The 16,455-nt window shown below is 34.8% G+C and carries 19 protein-coding genes and 2 pseudogenes; 15 read left to right on the forward strand and 6 right to left on the reverse strand.

The window, feature by feature from the left end; genetic code table 11:
• Window positions 1-239 precede the first annotated feature (239 nt).
• From AAKU52_RS15805 to AAKU52_RS15815, 3 genes are read right to left on the reverse strand one after another with little or no spacing between them, the layout of a single operon-like run.
• A complete protein-coding gene (locus tag AAKU52_RS15805; RefSeq protein WP_354335294.1) occupies window positions 240-1,199 on the reverse strand; it encodes a HipA domain-containing protein in 960 nt (319 codons plus the stop codon).
• Between the two features lies 1 nt (window position 1,200).
• Complete coding sequence (locus AAKU52_RS15810) at window positions 1,201-1,518, reverse strand: HipA N-terminal domain-containing protein (RefSeq protein ID WP_354335296.1); 318 nt, start codon at window positions 1,516-1,518, stop codon at window positions 1,201-1,203.
• Entirely contained in the window at window positions 1,505-1,717 is a 213-nt protein-coding gene (locus tag AAKU52_RS15815; protein ID WP_354335298.1) for a helix-turn-helix transcriptional regulator, read from the reverse strand. The genes AAKU52_RS15810 and AAKU52_RS15815 overlap by 14 nt, the downstream gene beginning before the upstream one ends.
• A 373-nt stretch (window positions 1,718-2,090) precedes the next feature.
• On the opposite strand from AAKU52_RS15815, the gene AAKU52_RS15820 reads away from it, so the two are divergent.
• The 6 genes from AAKU52_RS15820 (at window position 2,091) to AAKU52_RS15845 (ending at window position 6,662) form a co-directional block, all read left to right on the forward strand.
• Complete coding sequence (locus AAKU52_RS15820) at window positions 2,091-2,408, forward strand: hypothetical protein (RefSeq protein WP_354335300.1); 318 nt, start codon at window positions 2,091-2,093, stop codon at window positions 2,406-2,408.
• Window positions 2,409-2,419: 11 nt separating this feature from the next.
• Window positions 2,420-3,085 (forward strand): TOTE conflict system archaeo-eukaryotic primase domain-containing protein, encoded by a 666-nt coding sequence (locus AAKU52_RS15825; RefSeq protein ID WP_354335302.1) that lies wholly within the window; start codon window positions 2,420-2,422, stop codon window positions 3,083-3,085.
• A complete protein-coding gene (locus tag AAKU52_RS15830) occupies window positions 3,073-3,963 on the forward strand; it encodes a DEAD/DEAH box helicase family protein (protein WP_354335304.1) in 891 nt (296 codons plus the stop codon). Before AAKU52_RS15825 ends, AAKU52_RS15830 begins: the two co-directional genes overlap by 13 nt.
• Window positions 3,944-4,396 (forward strand): helicase-related protein, encoded by a 453-nt coding sequence (locus tag AAKU52_RS15835; protein WP_354335306.1) that lies wholly within the window; start codon window positions 3,944-3,946, stop codon window positions 4,394-4,396. Before AAKU52_RS15830 ends, AAKU52_RS15835 begins: the two co-directional genes overlap by 20 nt.
• Window positions 4,363-5,379 (forward strand): hypothetical protein, encoded by a 1,017-nt coding sequence (locus AAKU52_RS15840; RefSeq protein WP_354335308.1) that lies wholly within the window; start codon window positions 4,363-4,365, stop codon window positions 5,377-5,379. The genes AAKU52_RS15835 and AAKU52_RS15840 overlap by 34 nt, the downstream gene beginning before the upstream one ends.
• Window positions 5,380-5,570: 191 nt before the next feature.
• Window positions 5,571-6,662, forward strand: coding sequence for a Fic family protein (locus AAKU52_RS15845; RefSeq protein WP_354335310.1), 1,092 nt, complete (start codon window positions 5,571-5,573; stop codon window positions 6,660-6,662).
• A gap of 96 nt (window positions 6,663-6,758) precedes the next feature.
• Here AAKU52_RS15845 and AAKU52_RS17565 read toward each other — a convergent pair.
• Both AAKU52_RS17565 and AAKU52_RS15850 read right to left on the reverse strand, forming a co-directional pair.
• Window positions 6,759-6,976, reverse strand: a pseudogene (locus AAKU52_RS17565) (IS982 family transposase); the annotation flags it as partial.
• 373 nt (window positions 6,977-7,349) lie between these two features.
• Entirely contained in the window at window positions 7,350-7,535 is a 186-nt protein-coding gene (locus AAKU52_RS15850; RefSeq protein WP_354335330.1) for a Fic family protein, read from the reverse strand.
• Window positions 7,536-7,830: 295 nt separating this feature from the next.
• Here AAKU52_RS15850 and AAKU52_RS15855 point away from each other — a divergent pair, with 295 nt between their 5' ends.
• From AAKU52_RS15855 to cas4, 8 genes are all read left to right on the forward strand, one after another.
• Window positions 7,831-8,091 (forward strand): hypothetical protein, encoded by a 261-nt coding sequence (locus AAKU52_RS15855; RefSeq protein WP_354335312.1) that lies wholly within the window; start codon window positions 7,831-7,833, stop codon window positions 8,089-8,091.
• 59 nt (window positions 8,092-8,150) lie between these two features.
• Window positions 8,151-8,816, forward strand: coding sequence for a CRISPR-associated endoribonuclease Cas6 (gene cas6 / locus AAKU52_RS15860; protein ID WP_354335314.1), 666 nt, complete (start codon window positions 8,151-8,153; stop codon window positions 8,814-8,816).
• Between the two features lie 6 nt (window positions 8,817-8,822).
• A complete protein-coding gene (locus tag AAKU52_RS15865) occupies window positions 8,823-9,392 on the forward strand; it encodes a hypothetical protein (RefSeq protein WP_354335316.1) in 570 nt (189 codons plus the stop codon).
• Window positions 9,370-11,565 carry a CRISPR-associated helicase Cas3' gene (gene cas3 / locus AAKU52_RS15870; RefSeq protein ID WP_354335318.1) on the forward strand — a complete coding sequence of 732 codons (2,196 nt, stop codon included), beginning with the start codon at window positions 9,370-9,372 and terminating at the stop codon, window positions 11,563-11,565. Before AAKU52_RS15865 ends, cas3 begins: the two co-directional genes overlap by 23 nt.
• A 2-nt stretch (window positions 11,566-11,567) precedes the next feature.
• Window positions 11,568-12,887 carry a hypothetical protein gene (locus tag AAKU52_RS15875; protein ID WP_354335320.1) on the forward strand — a complete coding sequence of 440 codons (1,320 nt, stop codon included), beginning with the start codon at window positions 11,568-11,570 and terminating at the stop codon, window positions 12,885-12,887.
• A gap of 25 nt (window positions 12,888-12,912) precedes the next feature.
• Entirely contained in the window at window positions 12,913-13,992 is a 1,080-nt protein-coding gene (locus AAKU52_RS15880; RefSeq protein WP_354335322.1) for a hypothetical protein, read from the forward strand.
• A gap of 132 nt (window positions 13,993-14,124) precedes the next feature.
• Entirely contained in the window at window positions 14,125-15,318 is a 1,194-nt protein-coding gene (locus tag AAKU52_RS15885) for an ATP-binding protein (RefSeq protein ID WP_354335324.1), read from the forward strand.
• A gap of 10 nt (window positions 15,319-15,328) precedes the next feature.
• Window positions 15,329-15,907, forward strand: a complete 579-nt coding sequence (cas4, locus tag AAKU52_RS15890) for a CRISPR-associated protein Cas4 (protein ID WP_354335326.1) — start codon at window positions 15,329-15,331, stop codon at window positions 15,905-15,907.
• Here the strand turns inward: cas4 and AAKU52_RS15895 are convergent.
• A pseudogene (locus tag AAKU52_RS15895) lies at window positions 15,876-16,061 on the reverse strand (transposase domain-containing protein); the annotation flags it as partial. The gene cas4 and the pseudogene AAKU52_RS15895 sit on opposite strands and share 32 nt — an antisense overlap.
• 73 nt (window positions 16,062-16,134) lie before the next feature.
• Between AAKU52_RS15895 and tnpA the strand changes: the two are divergent.
• Entirely contained in the window at window positions 16,135-16,365 is a 231-nt protein-coding gene (gene tnpA / locus AAKU52_RS15900) for an IS66 family insertion sequence element accessory protein TnpA (protein WP_354335328.1), read from the forward strand.
• Window positions 16,366-16,455: the final 90 nt, after the last annotated feature.

Here is a 16,455-nt window from a genome sequence, read left to right on the forward strand (position 1 = left end):
ATTTGCATCTAAAACAAATTTTGCCGCAGCCGGATTTCCACTTGTGCAGCCACTTAAAAATAATTCAGCACCAAAAATAGTACCGCCCATAAGGACGGTTAAATCCTTCCGCAAATATTTATATATCAATAAGTTGTATGAGCATTACGATAGCTACTCACTGTTTTACTCACATTAAGTTTAGTAGCTATTGGTTCAAATTTAACTACATATCTATATAAAACCAAGTTTTTTTGAACCTAAAATCCAATTTGTTTTGCTTTTCTACTAATCAGACTTTTATATTGAATTTTTAATGACTCAGAAAGAAAACTTTCTTCGATGAACTTTTCCCATTTTAGAATAAGTTTATTGAATTTTTTGAAGATATTTTCTATAACTTTTATATCCAAACCTCCGCCTTTCATGGCAATTTCAAAATCATTTCGATTGATTTTTTTCTTCTTTCCGTTTAAGGTAAGTGCCAAATCTTCATCATCTCCTTCTACAGCTAGTTCCGAAGCGACCAAATCATAAGCCGGACATAATCCATAATCGGATTTCTTTTTTATAAGCGAGAAGTTCTTTAAATGCATGTCATTATTCCCGGTCAAAAAACAAAAGACAAGCAATTCATAAAAATTCACCAAATCAAGCCCAGGATTAACTGAGAATTTGTTTATTGCCTTAGCCACTTGCTCGTATGATCCTCTGTATTTATGTTCTGTTAGCCGTTCCGTAAGTTGGCACATGTCTTCCATATGGATTTTGTGATCATCTTCACGGTCAATCCTTTTGGTAAGATAAGCAATTTCTCCAGATTTTAATTTGATGAGCGTATGCTCAACAGTTTTAATTTTGCTTAATGCTGCAAGGTGCATCGTTAGATCTTCATTTTCAGGAAGATTCGGATAAATTTCTGTTTGAGGTTTTAAGATATATTCTCCCCACATACCTACTATGGTTAAACGGTCGGTTCTGGGAGACGAGGGATCGAATCCTAAAGAAAGTTTGGGTTGCACTCCGGTAAGTGCTTTTTGACTCTGAATGAGTTGCTTTGCAAGCTCAAAAATCTGATCATGCGTGAATTCCAAGAGTGGTGGATTTACTGTCCCAAAAAACTTTTTACTACAGTTTTGATGAAATCCACTTTGCCCAGCAATTGTGTCTAACTCTTCTGAATCTATTGCTTTGTAGCAGTATAAACATTTGTGTTCCATATTATTCAACAGCTTCTATTGACACCGCCCCTATACAGTCGTGGCAGGTTTTTAGTAAAATCTCCATTCTATCACGTGGATTTAACTTCCAGTTTTTTTGTGCAATATCCAATAACCAACCTTCTGGTATCAGACCGTCAAAAAACGGAAACAGGACATTGCTCTCATAAGTTTTGTCAGTTAAAGGAAGCGTTAAGCTGATGGCTTCTTTTCTATCGCTTTCTAAATAGGTTTGATCATATTGGAAATGATAGCCGTTTTCATCTTCTATTAATGTACCCGCCAATTCGTTATGCATAATTACTTTAGCTTTTTTCATCTTTTTCAGATTTTATCGGACCCATTTCGTGTCCAAAAAGTGAGAGTACCTGATTTACTTTATCCATCTGCAGACTTATCTTGCCTTGCTCAATTTCCCGGACAAACCTTAAACCAACCCCGGCTTTATAAGAAAGATCTTCTTGGGTTAAGCCAAATTCCTTTCTTTTGCTTTTTACAAACTGACTAAGATTATTCATACTTTATACCTGATTGGGTATAAATATAGTGATTTTTATTAAAATATACCTTATCGGGTATAAAGTATTTATTTAATCAATAATCATACCCTATAGGGTATGATTTAATATGATTAGGTATTTTTAAATAGCCTTTCAAAGGCATCAGATCCGAAGGCCAAATACTCGGTTGTAATAATCGAAAATAATTTCCATATTGAAACCAGAAAGTGAAGGAAAAGAGTTGATTTAACGAAGTTATATCTATTACTTAAGAAAGGTATTTAAAACGCGTAAAAACTTTACCCATGAAAAAAAACTTGGGTATAAATACACAAATTTAGGACACGTTATTAAAATGTGAGACATTTTGGGACATATACTTAATACAACAATGGATACAGATGATTTATCAATAGCGACTTATAACGGCATTATCACAGAAGCTGAAAAATTCAATCACGATTTAACATTACAGTTTGGTGTGTTAGCATCTGAATGCAAGAATGATGATGATTATTTGGGCAAAGCTGAGGCTTTAATAAAAGAATGGCTTAGCGTGACGGATTTTGATGAGATAATAGATGATGTTTTTTATGGAGAAGATGTTGATTGTGATGAATTCAAAGTTACGTTGAATAAATTATTAGCAAACATTACTGAAATCAGAAAAACCCCATTGGACAAACGAGAATATGAAAATTGGGGTTAATCTAATAAATAGTGAAAAATACCTCCGACAATATCCACATCTTCCAATCTCTTTTCAAAGGGCGTGAAGATGTTTTTGCAGTTCGGTGGGACAAAGGAATTAAATCTGGCTATATGCCATCCTACCAATACGACCCTTACCATTATCGGGCACATAAAATAAAGGGGGGCACTTTTCAAAATTTCCAGGATAAAACTTTTTTACCGCTTACCAATAATGAAATCCAAAAACATTTCGATGGAATTCAGCAGACAGGAATTTATCCTTTGCTACAAGACAATACATCTTGGTTTTTGGTAGCCGATTTTGATAAAAAAAATTGGCAAGATCAAGCAGTTCAATTTTTAAATGCCTGTAAAGACGAAAATATACCTGCCTATTTAGAACGATCCCGTTCGGGGAATGGAGGACACGTCTGGATTTTCTTCGACAAACCTTATCCAGCAATAAAAATCAGGAAGATTTTTATCTCTATTCTGGAACAATCCGGAGCTTTTTCAATGTTCGACAAAAGTTCGAGTTTTGATAGATTATTTCCAAATCAAGATTTTCTTTCGGGTAAAGGCTTAGGCAACTTGATAGCTTTACCGTTTTTCAAACCTGCTTTTGAAAAAGGAAATAGTAGTTTCGTAAATCCTGAAACTTTTAAACCGATTGCAGACCAATGGGTTTTTTAAACAGGATTCATCGAGTTTCAACAAATCATTTGGATGAACTATTTCGTGAAATGTCATTAGCCAGGGAGGATAGTTTGCCAATAAAAACCAATGGAAAACTAACCATTTTATTAAGTAACAACATAAAAATCAGCAGACTGGGCTTAACAACCCTATTAATCAATTTCATAAAAGAAGAACTGAATTTTGCGAGCACCGAGTTTTTCATCAAAAAGCAATCTGGTAAAAGCACATTTGGTACTGAAAGATATTTTAAGTTAGTTGAGGAAACAGAACATGAAATTATTATTCCCAGAGGATTTATAGGTAAGCTTATTCGCTTCTGTAAAGAAACAAATATCGAATATGATTTTGTCGATAATAGAAAACAAAACTCTCCTATTCATTTTGCTTTTAATGCCTCGTTACTATCACACCAGTTAAAAACAATCGAAATAATCACTAAGAAGGATTTTGGAGTAATAGTATCCCCACCTGGTTCTGGGAAAACTGTGCTTGGGTTAAAAATCATTGCAGAAAAAAGGCAACCTGCTCTCATCGTTGTCCATCGCAAGCAACTCTTAGAACAATGGGCTGAAAGAATTGAAGCGTTTTTAGGTATTCCAAAAAAAGAAATAGGAATAATTGGTCAGGGTAAATCAAAAATTGGAAAGCAAATCACAATAGCAACTATTCAAAGCTTGCCCAAGCAAGTGGACGAAATCAAAGACAAATTTGGAACAATTATCGTAGATGAATGCCACCATGTTCCTGCGGAAACATTTAGAACTACTATTGAAAAGCTACAAACATTTTATTTATACGGACTCACTGCCACGCCTTTTAGGAAATACAATGATGGAAAAATGATTCACGCATTTGGGAGAAATCATAGCTAATGTCCAAACCAGTGAAATTGAAAATTTTAAGCAAGCACAAATTATTATCAGAAATACGGAATTAGATGTACCGTATAACTCTAAAACGGATAATTTTGAGCTCTTATCAAAGATCTTAATTCACGACTCAAATCGTAACAAACTAATACTTGAAGATGTAAAGAAAGAATTAAACCAAGGTAAAAAGGCGGTTATCATCACTGAACGGAAAGAGCATATCGACGTTCTTTATTTATTTTTGAAACAATTCTACGAGGTTATTGCACTAAGCGGGGAAGATTCTGACGCCTCCAGAAAATCCAAATGGAAGACTTTACACGATGGAAACTTTCAGGTAGTGATTACCACAGGCCAATACTTTGGAGAGGGGACAGACTTAGCAAATATTAATTGTTTGTTTTGGTTTATCCATTTTCCTTTGAAGGGAAATTAATTCAATACATTGGCAGGGTTCAGCGCTCAGAAATCAATCCAACTATTTATGATTATCGCGATTACAAGATTGATTATCTCAATAAACTATTTCTCAAAAGAAATGTTTATTACAGAAAAATAGATAGGCAAGCTACTTTATTTGACGAACCCATGGATGAAGTTGCTCCATCAAATCCTACATTAACTATAGAGAAGGAGATCAAAATTCCAATAGAAGAATTAGAGTTCCACTATGGAAGCATCGCATTCAGGTATCTGATTAATGAGATGAATACCAAACTTGAATTTAATATTGAGAACATAGAAATTCGACCGGAATTTGAAGTCTTAAAACCATATTTTATCAAAACGTTAAAGTCAAAAACTCTTTTGATCAAACTCTTTGCGGAATTTGAATACGGAAAATTAGTTTCTCAATTAGCCACTTCACAAGATATTGAACGCATTAATAAAGAAGTAGTTGAAAGTGTAAAGTTTCAGTTTCTGAATAAGGGAGTTCTAGGCAAATTCCCTTCTCAGAAGCATAATATACTAACATCAGATGATTTACAGAATAAGGAAAAAATCTATGCTGACGGAGAAGAACTGCTGAATGCCATTCTTAAGAGTAAGCAATACAAACACTCCAAACATATTCAGTTTTTAGCGTCACAACACGAGAGCCAGATAATGAAAATCCGTTTTGTATTACACCCGTTTTCCTTTGTTTTTTTATTATCAGGAGATAAAAACTATCATATAGTTTTAGAAACGTTAGACACTGAAGAGGCAACTTATATCTGGCATACAGAAAAGAATAATGACGATTTAAAACGGAGTATTACATCTATTGATAACCAACTGCTAATCATAAAAGAGAAAGGTCGACAAAGTTTTTTTGATAGCAACCCCCAAGATTTCAGTAAGATTATACATGACTATTTTGATAATAGTTCCGGTTTTACGATTTGGAAAGGATTGTTGGAAGAAAGGATTTTTTGATTAAAGCAATAAATCCTTCGCTAGCTTCGAGATAAGACCAAATGGATTGTTCATTTTAAACATAATAAAAATCACTAACCCCTATTCAACGCACATTTACGGTAATTAACCATGATAATCACCGCATTGCTGATGGATAATTTTCGAGATGCGGTAATTAAACCTTATATTCACCGCATATTTGCAACGATATGTATGTGCATCAGTTAAAAAAATGGCCCGAGTTTCATTGGAATTCCGATAGTTTATCAGCAAAGCTTGGAAAAGTCAGGCACCAACAAGGCAAAATTTTGGGTCAGGTTAAGGCTTTAGGATTTAAGTTTCAAGAAGAAACATTATTATATACGCTAACGCAAGATGTATTAAAATCTAGCGAGATTGAAGGACAGCTACTAAATCCCGAACAGGTTAGATCCTCAATCGCCCGACGGTTAGGAATAGATGTTGCCGGTGCTATAAACGCCGAACGCGATGTGGAAGATGTGGTAGAAATGATGTTGGACGCTACACAAAACTATAAGGATGATCTAACAGAAGAACGCCTTTTTGGTTGGCATGCGGCGCTATTCCCGACCGGGAGAAGCGGAATGCACAAAATAAATGTTGGCGCTTGGCGAGAACATCCTATGCAGGTTACTTCTGGATATATGGGTAAAGAAGTTGTCCATTTCCAAGCTCCGGAAGCGGATAGACTAAGGGAAGAAATGCGAAAATTCCTAAATTGGCTAAACGGCATGAAGGAATTAGATGCAGTAATTAAGGCGGCGATAGCTCATCTATGGTTTGTAACCATTCACCCATTTGATGACGGAAACGGACGTACGGCGAGAGCCCTTGCCGATCTACTGTTGGCTCGGGCAGATCAAAGTTCACAACGGTTTTATTCCATGTCCGCTCAAATCCAGCAAGAACGAAATGATTATTACGCAATTTTGGAGCGTACACAAAAAGGAGATCTGGACATTACCGCTTGGCTAGATTGGTTTTTAGACTGCCTTTACCGTTCTATGGAAAGCACAGAAAAAACCATTGAAAAAGCTTTAGAAAGAGCTAGGTTTTGGGAAGTACATCAGTCATTAGATTTTAACGCCAGACAGCAGAAAATGCTACAGGTTTTATTAGATGATTTCTTCGGTAAACTGAATGTTTCCAAATGGGCAAAAATGACAAAAACATCAACTGACACCGCTTTAAGAGATATTCAAGATTTATTAAAAAAAGATATTCTAGTGCAAGAAGGAGCTGGAAGGAGTACGAGTTACCGAATTAATCAAATGTACTAACGTATTAACCTGAGTTCGATAATTAAAAGGCACACAATTGGTTTATTTTAATCGTTTGGTATTTTATTGATGGCTTTTTAGGGAAGAAGCTGTAAGCTGTATGTGGCGTTGCACATAAAAAACATAATAATGCTTAAAACATTTAAATCCACTCATTTGAAATAATAGTAGAATACTGATAACCTCATTCTTGGACACTTTGGAAGGGCGTCCAGAACGCTTGCCAATTATGAAGCTTTTAGTCGTTTTTCGAAGTTTTTGCAAAACTGATCAACTGTACAGAAAATATCGCTAACTTTATCGTATGTAATCATTGTCTTTATTTTGTTAAATATCTGAATGTCAGATACTTAAATATAAAAAATACTACTTTTATTACATGGTTTTATTTCAAAGAATTATCGAACTCAGGTTTGTAGGTCTCTGGTTGCGTTCGCTTTAGACGTTTTAGCAATAGCCATATATTTTTTCGCCGTCATTCCTCCGGTAAAACCAGCTGGTCTTTCTTCCAACATTCTGTTGATGACTTTTAGTTGGCGCTCATTAAGTTGGTTTTAATGCTCATCAAAAAACTTTGCTTTTTCAGCGTAAACTCCAATAAACCTTTGGAGTACTTTTAAAATAATTTCGGAGAAATATTCTACCCATTCTGTAATATCCAAATTGCGTTGCACAGATTTGAATTGCTCATAATAAAGCTTCCTGTTCTGTTAAATCGTTTTTGATAAAGAAAGCAATACAGGAGCGTTTAAAGTTTGGGCTAAGTGTGAATTCTGCTAAGGCTCTTCCAGTCCGTCCGTTTCCATCTTCGAAGTGATGTACCGATTCAAAATGTAAGTGCGCAATTGCCGACTTTAATAATGCTCTGGAAATCTTACTTTATTTGTCTTGCAAAAATATCTTTATTTATGCCCATGCGCAAAAAATGTGTCATGTATCTAGTAATAAGCGCAAACCGATCCTTGTTTATATTTCACTCTCAATACAAACTGGTAATTATTATTGTAATAAATTTAAATTATTCTTAATTTGCTAGTGTAAATCAAAACTATATTCTAATCCAGAGTGATGCGCTTCCGTAACAGATCTGGACTGTTTTGGTGTTTTAGTATCTTGATAGAAAGCGATAACCTAATTTTTAAACGAGGTATGAGTCTAGATTTTTAAAATGAAATTCAGTATTAAGTTGACTCCTACTACGGCGGAGAATATTATTCCGATTAATTACCAGTACCCGCTGAGCAGTGCGTTGTACCGCATTATTGCGAAGGGCGACGCCAAATACGCCGAGTTTTTACACGGAACAGGTTATGGTAAGGGCTTTAAATTTTTTACATTTTCACAGATTAACTGTCCGTTTAAAATTGAAGAAATTTCTTTAAACTACAAATATTCATTAAGTTACATCACTTTAAAACTTCTCAGGTAGGAATAGGATATAGCTATCTGCGGAAAGGCTTTATTAGTAAAAAATAACGTAAAATACACATGAGACTAATAGTATATATCACAGGTAAAATAGATAGTTTAATCCCTTATAATTATCAGCCAATGCTTACGGGAACTATCCACAAGTGGATAGGAAGCGACAATGAAGAACATGGAAAACAAAGTCTATTTTCGTTTTCTTTTTTTCAAAATGTATTGGGAGTCAAGGATAAAGGATTGGCTTTAAAACAGGATTCTTGTTTCTTCTTCAGTTCTTACGATATTAACCTTTGTAAAAAAGTATTGTCGGGGATAAAACAAGACCCTAAATTATTTAATGGTATTATGGTCAAAGAGGTTCAGTTAATGCAGACTCCCGGGTTTTCTGATTGTGAGCGATTCTTAACTGCGAGCCCCATTCTTTTGAAACTAAAGCGGGACGATGGTCAGAAGCATATCTTATTTTCTGATACAGAGAGTAGCGACTTGCTGACTATTAGTATCAAAAGTAAACTTGAAAAAGCAAGTTTATCTAGCGACGGAATATCTGTTGAGTTCGATAATTCTTATCCTAACCCGAAAACAAAGTTAATGAATTATAACAAAATTAATAATAAAGCCAGCGTTTGTCCAGTGATTATTAAAGGAACGCCAGAGCAAATTGCTTTTGCTTGGGAAGTGGGGTTAGGAAATAGTACTGGAATTGGGTTTGGAGCATTGAAATAGTAATATATGAAATACTTTGTTGTAAAATATACTGGTGCTTTTGGATTTATTAAACCTTGGACAGCAGTAAGAGACAGCGAGACTTTTAGTCAGCAGTTTTTAACTCCTTCTATCGTTGAAGGAATCGAGAAGAAATTATTCCCAGAATTATTAAAGGAGAAAGGAATTAAAAAGATTAAGAGATATAGAATAAACTATCAAGGATTAGATTTCCAACAGGAACGAACTTGGTCTAAAGGAGGATTTGCTTTCGCCAAAGAAAAAGGTTTGTATAAAACAAATATGGGTATTCTAAATCGAGGCGTCATGTTGAATCCAAATCTATATCTCGCTTTTGAAAACAGTGAAGATGCAGAGGTAGCTTTTACCCAAACATTATGTTTATGTAGAAATGAAGATTTAATATTTCCCGAAACGTTAGTAGAGTTCGAAATAAATGATTTTGATGAAATTAATGGATTCGAGTTAATTTTTACTAATGAAGAAAATGGCTTTAAGGTCGGACATAACAGGTTTGACAATGCTGTTGAAATGTATGGTGAATTAAAAGTGTTTGGAAATCCTATTCGTAATTAATATGCTTCCTTTAAATGAAATATTAGCTAAAAGTATAAACTATGGAGGGTTAACCCTACTAGAGCATACCCAACAAGTTACAGAGGCTATTGAATTATTTGCTACAAAATATTCATTCAATTTCAATGTTAATATTGCTAAAAGAGGTGCGATTTTACACGATTTAGGAAAAGCTCATCCACATTTCCAAAGAAAAATCAAAAATATTAATTGTGGAAGTATATCAGAAAGTAGAGAATGGGGGTTTGCTCACAGACACGAAATATCTTCACTAGCATTTTTGCCATGTTTTCCGAAAGAAGAATGGAATGACTTAATAGATTTAGTTGTTGCACATCATAAATCAATTGAAAATGATCCAAGAAAAAAAGGAATAATTGATTTGGTTGAAAATGATAGAAAGTTAATTGATAATCATTTAAAAGACTTCGAGAGTTGGAGTAAGTACGGCATAGAGATATTGAATACATTCAATATTCAAACTAAAGACATCCCTTACGAACATGCAAGGAACGCGATCGAATATGTAATCGAATATTGTGAAAGTAAAAAAGATGGTTTCTCTCCATTAAGAGGATTGTTAAAATCAGCAGATCATTTTGCTTCTGCGTTTACTCATGATACAACTAAACAATTACAGCATCTTTTCGAAATTCCTGACTTAAGTTTTTACCATGATGAAAAACGCAAAAGTAGTATTTATCCGCTTTCTCAAATTGAAACAGAAGACCAAAGAGAACATACGCTAGTAGTTGCCTCAACAGGGGCAGGTAAAACCGATTTTCTCTTAAGGAGGTGCAAAGGAAGAGTTTTTTATACATTGCCATATCAGGCATCTATTAACTCCATGTGGGAGCGTATAAAATCTGTTGTGCCAAACAAAGACATTCGATTATTACACGCCACGTCGAAAATTGTAACGAAAGATAAAGTAGATGAACAGATATTGCAACCACTTGCTGGCTCAGCAGTCAAAATCCTAACACCTCATCAGTTAGCCGCAATAATATTTGGAACATCGGGTTTTGAAAGTGTCATGCTTGATTTACAAGGAACAGATGTGATACTTGATGAAATCCACACATATTCTGATTTTTCGAGATCAATGGTTTTAGAAATTGTAAAAACATTGATTCGATTGGATTGCCGAATTCATATCGGAACAGCTACAATGCCTACTGTTTTATACAATGAACTATTAAAAATACTCGGTGGAAAAGAACGTGTATTCGAAGTTAGTTTAAATAATGATGTACTTGACACATTCGATAGGCATCGAGTCGACAAACTTGAGGACGATTCTTTAATTAAAAACATCTTAAAAGATGCTTTTTTGAATAGAGAAAAGGTATTGGTAATCTTCAATACTATAAACAAAGCTCAAGATTTTTTCAAAGAAATTGAAAAGGACGACGATTTTACAAACATCCCCAAAATGTTAATCCACAGTAGGTTTAGGCGTGGGGATAGAGTCGAATTAGAAACAAAATTAAAATCTGAATTTAATGGTGATGGAAGTAAAAAATATGGCAGTGGATTGATGCCTTGTTTGGTGATTTCAACGCAAGTAGTTGAGGTCAGCCTAGACATTAGTTTTGACCGAATGATTACTCAATGTGCTCCTTTAGATGGTATGATTCAACGGTTTGGAAGGGTAAATCGCAAAAGAACAAAAGATACAATTGGCAAGTACAAACCTGTTCATGTGATCAAGCCGAGTGGAAATGTTTTACCTTATAAAATGGCGATTTTGCAAACAAGTTTCGATCAACTCCCTGCTAACTTAGAGGTTTTAAGAGAACGTAGTTTACAAGAGAAAATAGATGTAGTATATCCAATTCTTGAATCAAAGGAGATTGATATTCATTTGATTTACAAAAACGATAGATACCAAATTAAAGAATTAACTAACAACAAAAAAGCAGTTTTGGTAGATGCGTTAGAGATTGAGAGTGCTATCTGTATTTTAGAGGCAGATAGAGAGAATTATATTACTTCGGGATGGGAGGATAGACTTCAAATGGAAATTCCAATCAACTATAAAACTATTTCACGGCACAAATCTAACTATGAGCAATTGGAAGTTGGCGCATTCCCATTTGTAGTTCCACAACAAGTAACGGAGTATTATAAATACGGCCTGCAATTAGTTGAACATGATAATATTATATAGATATGTATACAAGTTATATTGGGAAGAAATTTCTAAAAATTTACAAAGAGAAAGAAAATAAGCCTGAGAATTATTCCGCAAAGGAGTTTTTTGAAGGAGAGATGTTTCCGTTGTTTTTTCAAGATGGAAGTCATTTAATGCATGTTGGAAATTCACCCTTTTTTCAAAAAACTAAAGAAGAGGATAATATTAAATTCGGCAGTAAATCTTTAGCTCAATTAAATAATTTACAAAAAAAAATAGAGGTAGGGATTCCTAGTGGGTCAATATATGTAGGATATGGTGCAGAAGAGATTCAAGCCACTTCATCAGGACAGTTAACATCTTTAAATATTATTATTAATGAAACGGAAATCTATTCTTCGTGGATTGGAGAGGCTTTAGCAATTGGTATAAATGGTGGTTTTGTAATGTTGATTGATGAAGAAGAGGTTTTACTAAAAATCTATAAAGGCTGGTCTAATTATAGAAACTTTTTAAGTCAAACCCCAAAATTAAAAGATAAGCAAATTGAAACATGGAATGGTCATTGGATTTGTCAAGCCTTAAGTTTAGAAGATTTAAATGACTTTAATTATTCAAAAATTGAAACAGCTGAAGTTGTTGGAAATATTGCTATTCCCACTCAAAGATGGTCCGAAGTTTTATTTGTTTTTGCAAAAAAATATCCTTTAAAAGTTCTTACAGTTTATGCTTATACGCTTTCACAAACTAATACAACTTTAGGATTTATCAACCTATATCTTCCTGATGTTAGAAGGATGTTTGAATTGAGAGATAAACTATTTCTAAATAATAATGAAACTATTTTAAATGATAAGGAAATAGAAACACTTGAACCATTTTATCGGTTCAATGAAGCTTGTAAAATGGGTGCAATTGGTTTAAAATCTATTGAGCCAAGAGGTTTAAGAGAATTTATGTCTAAAGGTACTGTAGATTACGCATCAGGAAAAGACTATAAATTTACCGATGAAAAATCAATCACAAATTTTCAATTATATAAACTTTGGATAATTGCCATGCTAAACAAAACAGAATTATTAAAACTAGCTACAGATGTTGCTTCGGCATTATCTACACACGAAACTCAAGATACGAAAGAAAATAGAGGGAAAAGTGAAAAATCAAATCTAGTCAAAGAGATTTTAGAATCTAAAAATTTAAAGTCTTTTATCGATTCTTTGACTTCAATAATAACAAAGGAAAATGCTTATATTTTTAAATCAGTGGTCGAAGAAATATTAAAAATGCCATCAGATAATTTTCCTCTTTTTGCAACATTGATTCGCTTCGAATATATATTCCTAAAAAAAAATTAATCTTTCAAATTTTAATTTACACAAAATGAAATCATCAAATTTTATCTATTTAAGAGGATTACGTCATGCAGAACATACGGTCTTCGCTGTTAATGACGGACAAAAATTTTATACAGACCCAATAACAGGTCGAAAAATGGCATATTCAAGTGGGCAACAAGTTAAACGCTCTATCATCGAAGCATTAGAACTACCTTTTGCGGCTATGACCTTTAATTGGGAAATTGATAAAAAGGGCAAAGCAGGTATGTTAGAACCACATTCCCCATGTGACCCAAGTTTTCCTGACCAACTTTTGGGGGGTTATATGAAAGCTGAAAAAGATACGATGACTGTTAAAAGACGAAGTCCTTTATCTATTTCAGCTATGAGACCTTTACATCCATTATTGGGTGGACTAGAAAGAGATTCTGAAGGAGAAGCTGTTGCTTTTGACCGTTCAACTATGGGGGCTCATCATAAAGTAAATGTTTATGTAAGCGATGACAAAGGAAAACGTACTCTAATAGAAGAAGAAGCATTGAATGAATGGTTAACTAGCAATGAAAGAAGTTTAGGTGCAAAATATTATAACCCATCTAAACAATCAAGAGCAACAGGTCTTTTCACATATGATATTGCTATAGATTTAAGAACACTTTTCTGTGTTTCGACAAATAAATTAGAACCTGAACTATTCCCAAATATCGAGGAGAAATTAAGAAGTGAAGGTTGGATTGAAGGAAAAAATATATTCGGAAACTGCTTGATTTGTCCTAAAGAAAAAAGAGCAGAAATAATTCCCGCATTGGCACATGCCTTAGTAAACTGGAGAATAACCTCAAATCAAGCTCGTACATTTAGTTTGATGGAAACAGTTGCATTGGCAGTTAGTGATAACGCAAATCAAATTGCCTATGCCATTCGTGGGGAACTTAGAGATGATACTGAACGTCAACAGGCTATCCCTAGAATTGATGAATCAGCAAAAGCAGATTTATTTATTACACCAATTGCTTCCGCATATATTGCTGGTTCTGTAGGTTCAGCCGATGCCCTTGAACAAGCAGAGCAAAAACTCATTGACTTGATGATGGAATTTGATTATGAAAACCAGATGAAATAGATTTAAAGGAAAGATGTAGCAAAACACAAAACGTTACATCTTTCTTTTACAAAATCTGCAGATTACTAAATTGGAAATACGCCCATCCACTTATGCAATAAATAACTATATTTGCACATATACTTATGCAAAATGGAAGAACTCTTAGACCTTTCTAATCGCTTAATCAACAAGGTTTCTTTAGGTTTTAAGCGCTATTTATACACTCAGATTAACTGGCATAGCCGTTTAATTGGTATTAAAGGGGCTAGGGGAACTGGTAAAACCACTTTATTGCTCCAAAAACTCAAAGAACTGGGTTTGCCTACTCGTGAAACTGCTTATTTCTCTTTGGATGAAATGTATTTCACGGCAAATTCGTTGTTGGAAACGGCTAAAACATTTTATCTACAGGGCGGTAAAATTCTGGTGTTGGATGAAGTACACAAATACCCAACCTGGGCCAAGGAAATTAAAAACCTGTACGATAGGTATGAAGATCTCCAGATTATCTTCACCGGTTCGTCCATTATAGACATAGCCAAGCAGGAAGGAGATTTAAGTCGCAGGGCTTTAATGTACGAATTAAAGGGAATGTCTTACCGCGAATACCTGCACTTTCAGCATCAGCTAGATTTGCCTGTTATCACGCTAAAACAATTGATTGACCCAAGTTTTAATCCTATTGCTCATTTTCCTAAGGACTTTAAGCCCTTAACTTGGTTCAAAGATTATTTACAGTTTGGTTATTATCCTTTCTACAAAAATGACGTTTTAAATTACCACCAGCTATTAAGGCAATTGGTGCGAACGATAGTAGAGTATGACATGGCCGAATTAAAGGGCTTTGACATTAGGCATGCAAAAAAAATGTTACAGCTGTTATACGTGATTTCCCAGCAGGTACCTTTTAAGCCAAACATCAACAGTCTGGCGCAAAAAACTGGTATTCACCGTAATTCTATCAACAACTACCTTTATTTTTTACAGGAAGCCCGCCTGCTATTTTTGCTACATCAGAATGGTTTTAGTACGGCCATTTTACAGAAACCCGAAAAAATATTTGCTGAAAACACCAATTTGCTATATGCCCTATCAGAAGCCACCCCTTCTGAAGGCACTATCCGTGAAACTTTTTTTAATAACCAGTTGCAGGTGAACCATAAGGTACAGCATTCGCCCGAAACAGATTTTATTATTGATGGGCTTTATTCATTTGAAATTGGAGGGAAAAATAAATCGGGCAAACAGATAGCTAACCTTGATAAGGCCTGGGTAGTTAAAGCTGATCTGGAATATCCGGCGGGCTCGGCGCTTCCCCTATGGATATTTGGTTTTCTTTATTAAATTTATAGCGATGACCTTACCAAACCTAACCGGAACACACATTAGCTATTACCATGTTTGCCACCGTAAATTGTGGCTGTTTGCCAATGGAATCCAGATGGAACACACGTCGGATATTGTGGCAGAAGGCAAACTGATTGCAGAAACTACTTACTTGGACAGGGCAAGAAAATATACCGAACTGGCTATTGACGGGATTAAGATTGATTTTTACGATGCTAAAAATGCGGTGGTTCACGAAGTAAAAAAATCTGATAAAGTAGAAAAGGCGCACAAAGCACAGGTTAGTTATTATTTGTACGTCCTTGTAAAAAATGGAATAGAAAACCCGTCCGCTATTATTGAATATCCTAAATTGAAGCAAAGAGATTTTTTGGAATGGGACGAGGCGATGATACCAGAAATTGAGACTTGGCTGGTGGAGGTGGCGCAAATTATTTTAGCGGAAGTTTGCCCGCCGGTAATTAACGCCAAAATTTGCAAAAGTTGCAGTTATTTTGAACTTTGCTATATAAACGTATCCGCCCTACGAACAACATATTGTTTAGCAGCAGGTTTTGTTTATAGTTCTGCGGATACAACTCCTTAATTTTTTTATGATTTATTGACATGATGTTTTCCAAGGTATACTTCAACCACTGGTATGGATTTACCTCATGTTTTTTGCAGATGGCAAAGAAAGAGTAGATCATTGCTGATCTCTGGGCAGCTTCATGACTTCCAGCGAAGAGGTAGTTTTTCCGTATCCGCCCCACAAAGTCCATATTTTTTTAAAGGCAACTTGACTCTACATTTGCTTTTTAAAAAACAATCAATATGACCAAAGCAGAAAAAATGTTCAAACTAGTGGCGTTATGGGGCGAATCGGGTTTGAGTAGAGAAGTATTTAGCCAGCAGCATAAGCTTAGGCGTGGTACGTTCAGTTACTGGATCGCAAAAGCGAAAGAAGCAGGTTCCGATGAAAACGGAGGTTTTATTCGCCTGGAATCACCTTCTTTTGATTCAGGTTATGAAATTACGTATCCCAATGGCGTAAAGCTCCTGTGAACGGTAAATATGAATACACAACTTTTGGCAATTAAGAGTGCAGGGTTTTCGGTAAGAATGCTGCAGAGAAATCGGTAAGAATGAATACAT

Origin of the sequence: Pedobacter sp. CG_S7 (assembly GCF_040544395.1) — a bacterium.
Classification (GTDB): domain Bacteria; phylum Bacteroidota; class Bacteroidia; order Sphingobacteriales; family Sphingobacteriaceae; genus Pedobacter.

What these genes read in the sequence shown, in the direction of transcription:
- AAKU52_RS15805 (WP_354335294.1), bottom strand. Translation starts at nt 1,199, where the DNA reads ATGGAACACAAATGTTTATACTGCTACAAAGCAATAGATTCAGAAGAG.
- AAKU52_RS15810 (WP_354335296.1), bottom strand. Translation starts at nt 1,518, where the DNA reads ATGAAAAAAGCTAAAGTAATTATGCATAACGAATTGGCGGGTACATTA.
- AAKU52_RS15815 (WP_354335298.1), bottom strand. Translation starts at nt 1,717, where the DNA reads ATGAATAATCTTAGTCAGTTTGTAAAAAGCAAAAGAAAGGAATTTGGC.
- AAKU52_RS15820 (WP_354335300.1), top strand. Translation starts at nt 2,091, where the DNA reads ATGGATACAGATGATTTATCAATAGCGACTTATAACGGCATTATCACA.
- AAKU52_RS15830 (WP_354335304.1), top strand. Translation starts at nt 3,073, where the DNA reads ATGGGTTTTTTAAACAGGATTCATCGAGTTTCAACAAATCATTTGGAT.
- AAKU52_RS15845 (WP_354335310.1), top strand. Translation starts at nt 5,571, where the DNA reads ATGTATGTGCATCAGTTAAAAAAATGGCCCGAGTTTCATTGGAATTCC.
- AAKU52_RS15855 (WP_354335312.1), top strand. Translation starts at nt 7,831, where the DNA reads ATGAAATTCAGTATTAAGTTGACTCCTACTACGGCGGAGAATATTATT.
- cas6 (WP_354335314.1), top strand. Translation starts at nt 8,151, where the DNA reads ATGAGACTAATAGTATATATCACAGGTAAAATAGATAGTTTAATCCCT.
- AAKU52_RS15865 (WP_354335316.1), top strand. Translation starts at nt 8,823, where the DNA reads ATGAAATACTTTGTTGTAAAATATACTGGTGCTTTTGGATTTATTAAA.
- AAKU52_RS15875 (WP_354335320.1), top strand. Translation starts at nt 11,568, where the DNA reads ATGTATACAAGTTATATTGGGAAGAAATTTCTAAAAATTTACAAAGAG.
- AAKU52_RS15880 (WP_354335322.1), top strand. Translation starts at nt 12,913, where the DNA reads ATGAAATCATCAAATTTTATCTATTTAAGAGGATTACGTCATGCAGAA.
- AAKU52_RS15885 (WP_354335324.1), top strand. Translation starts at nt 14,125, where the DNA reads ATGGAAGAACTCTTAGACCTTTCTAATCGCTTAATCAACAAGGTTTCT.
- cas4 (WP_354335326.1), top strand. Translation starts at nt 15,329, where the DNA reads ATGACCTTACCAAACCTAACCGGAACACACATTAGCTATTACCATGTT.
- tnpA (WP_354335328.1), top strand. Translation starts at nt 16,135, where the DNA reads ATGACCAAAGCAGAAAAAATGTTCAAACTAGTGGCGTTATGGGGCGAA.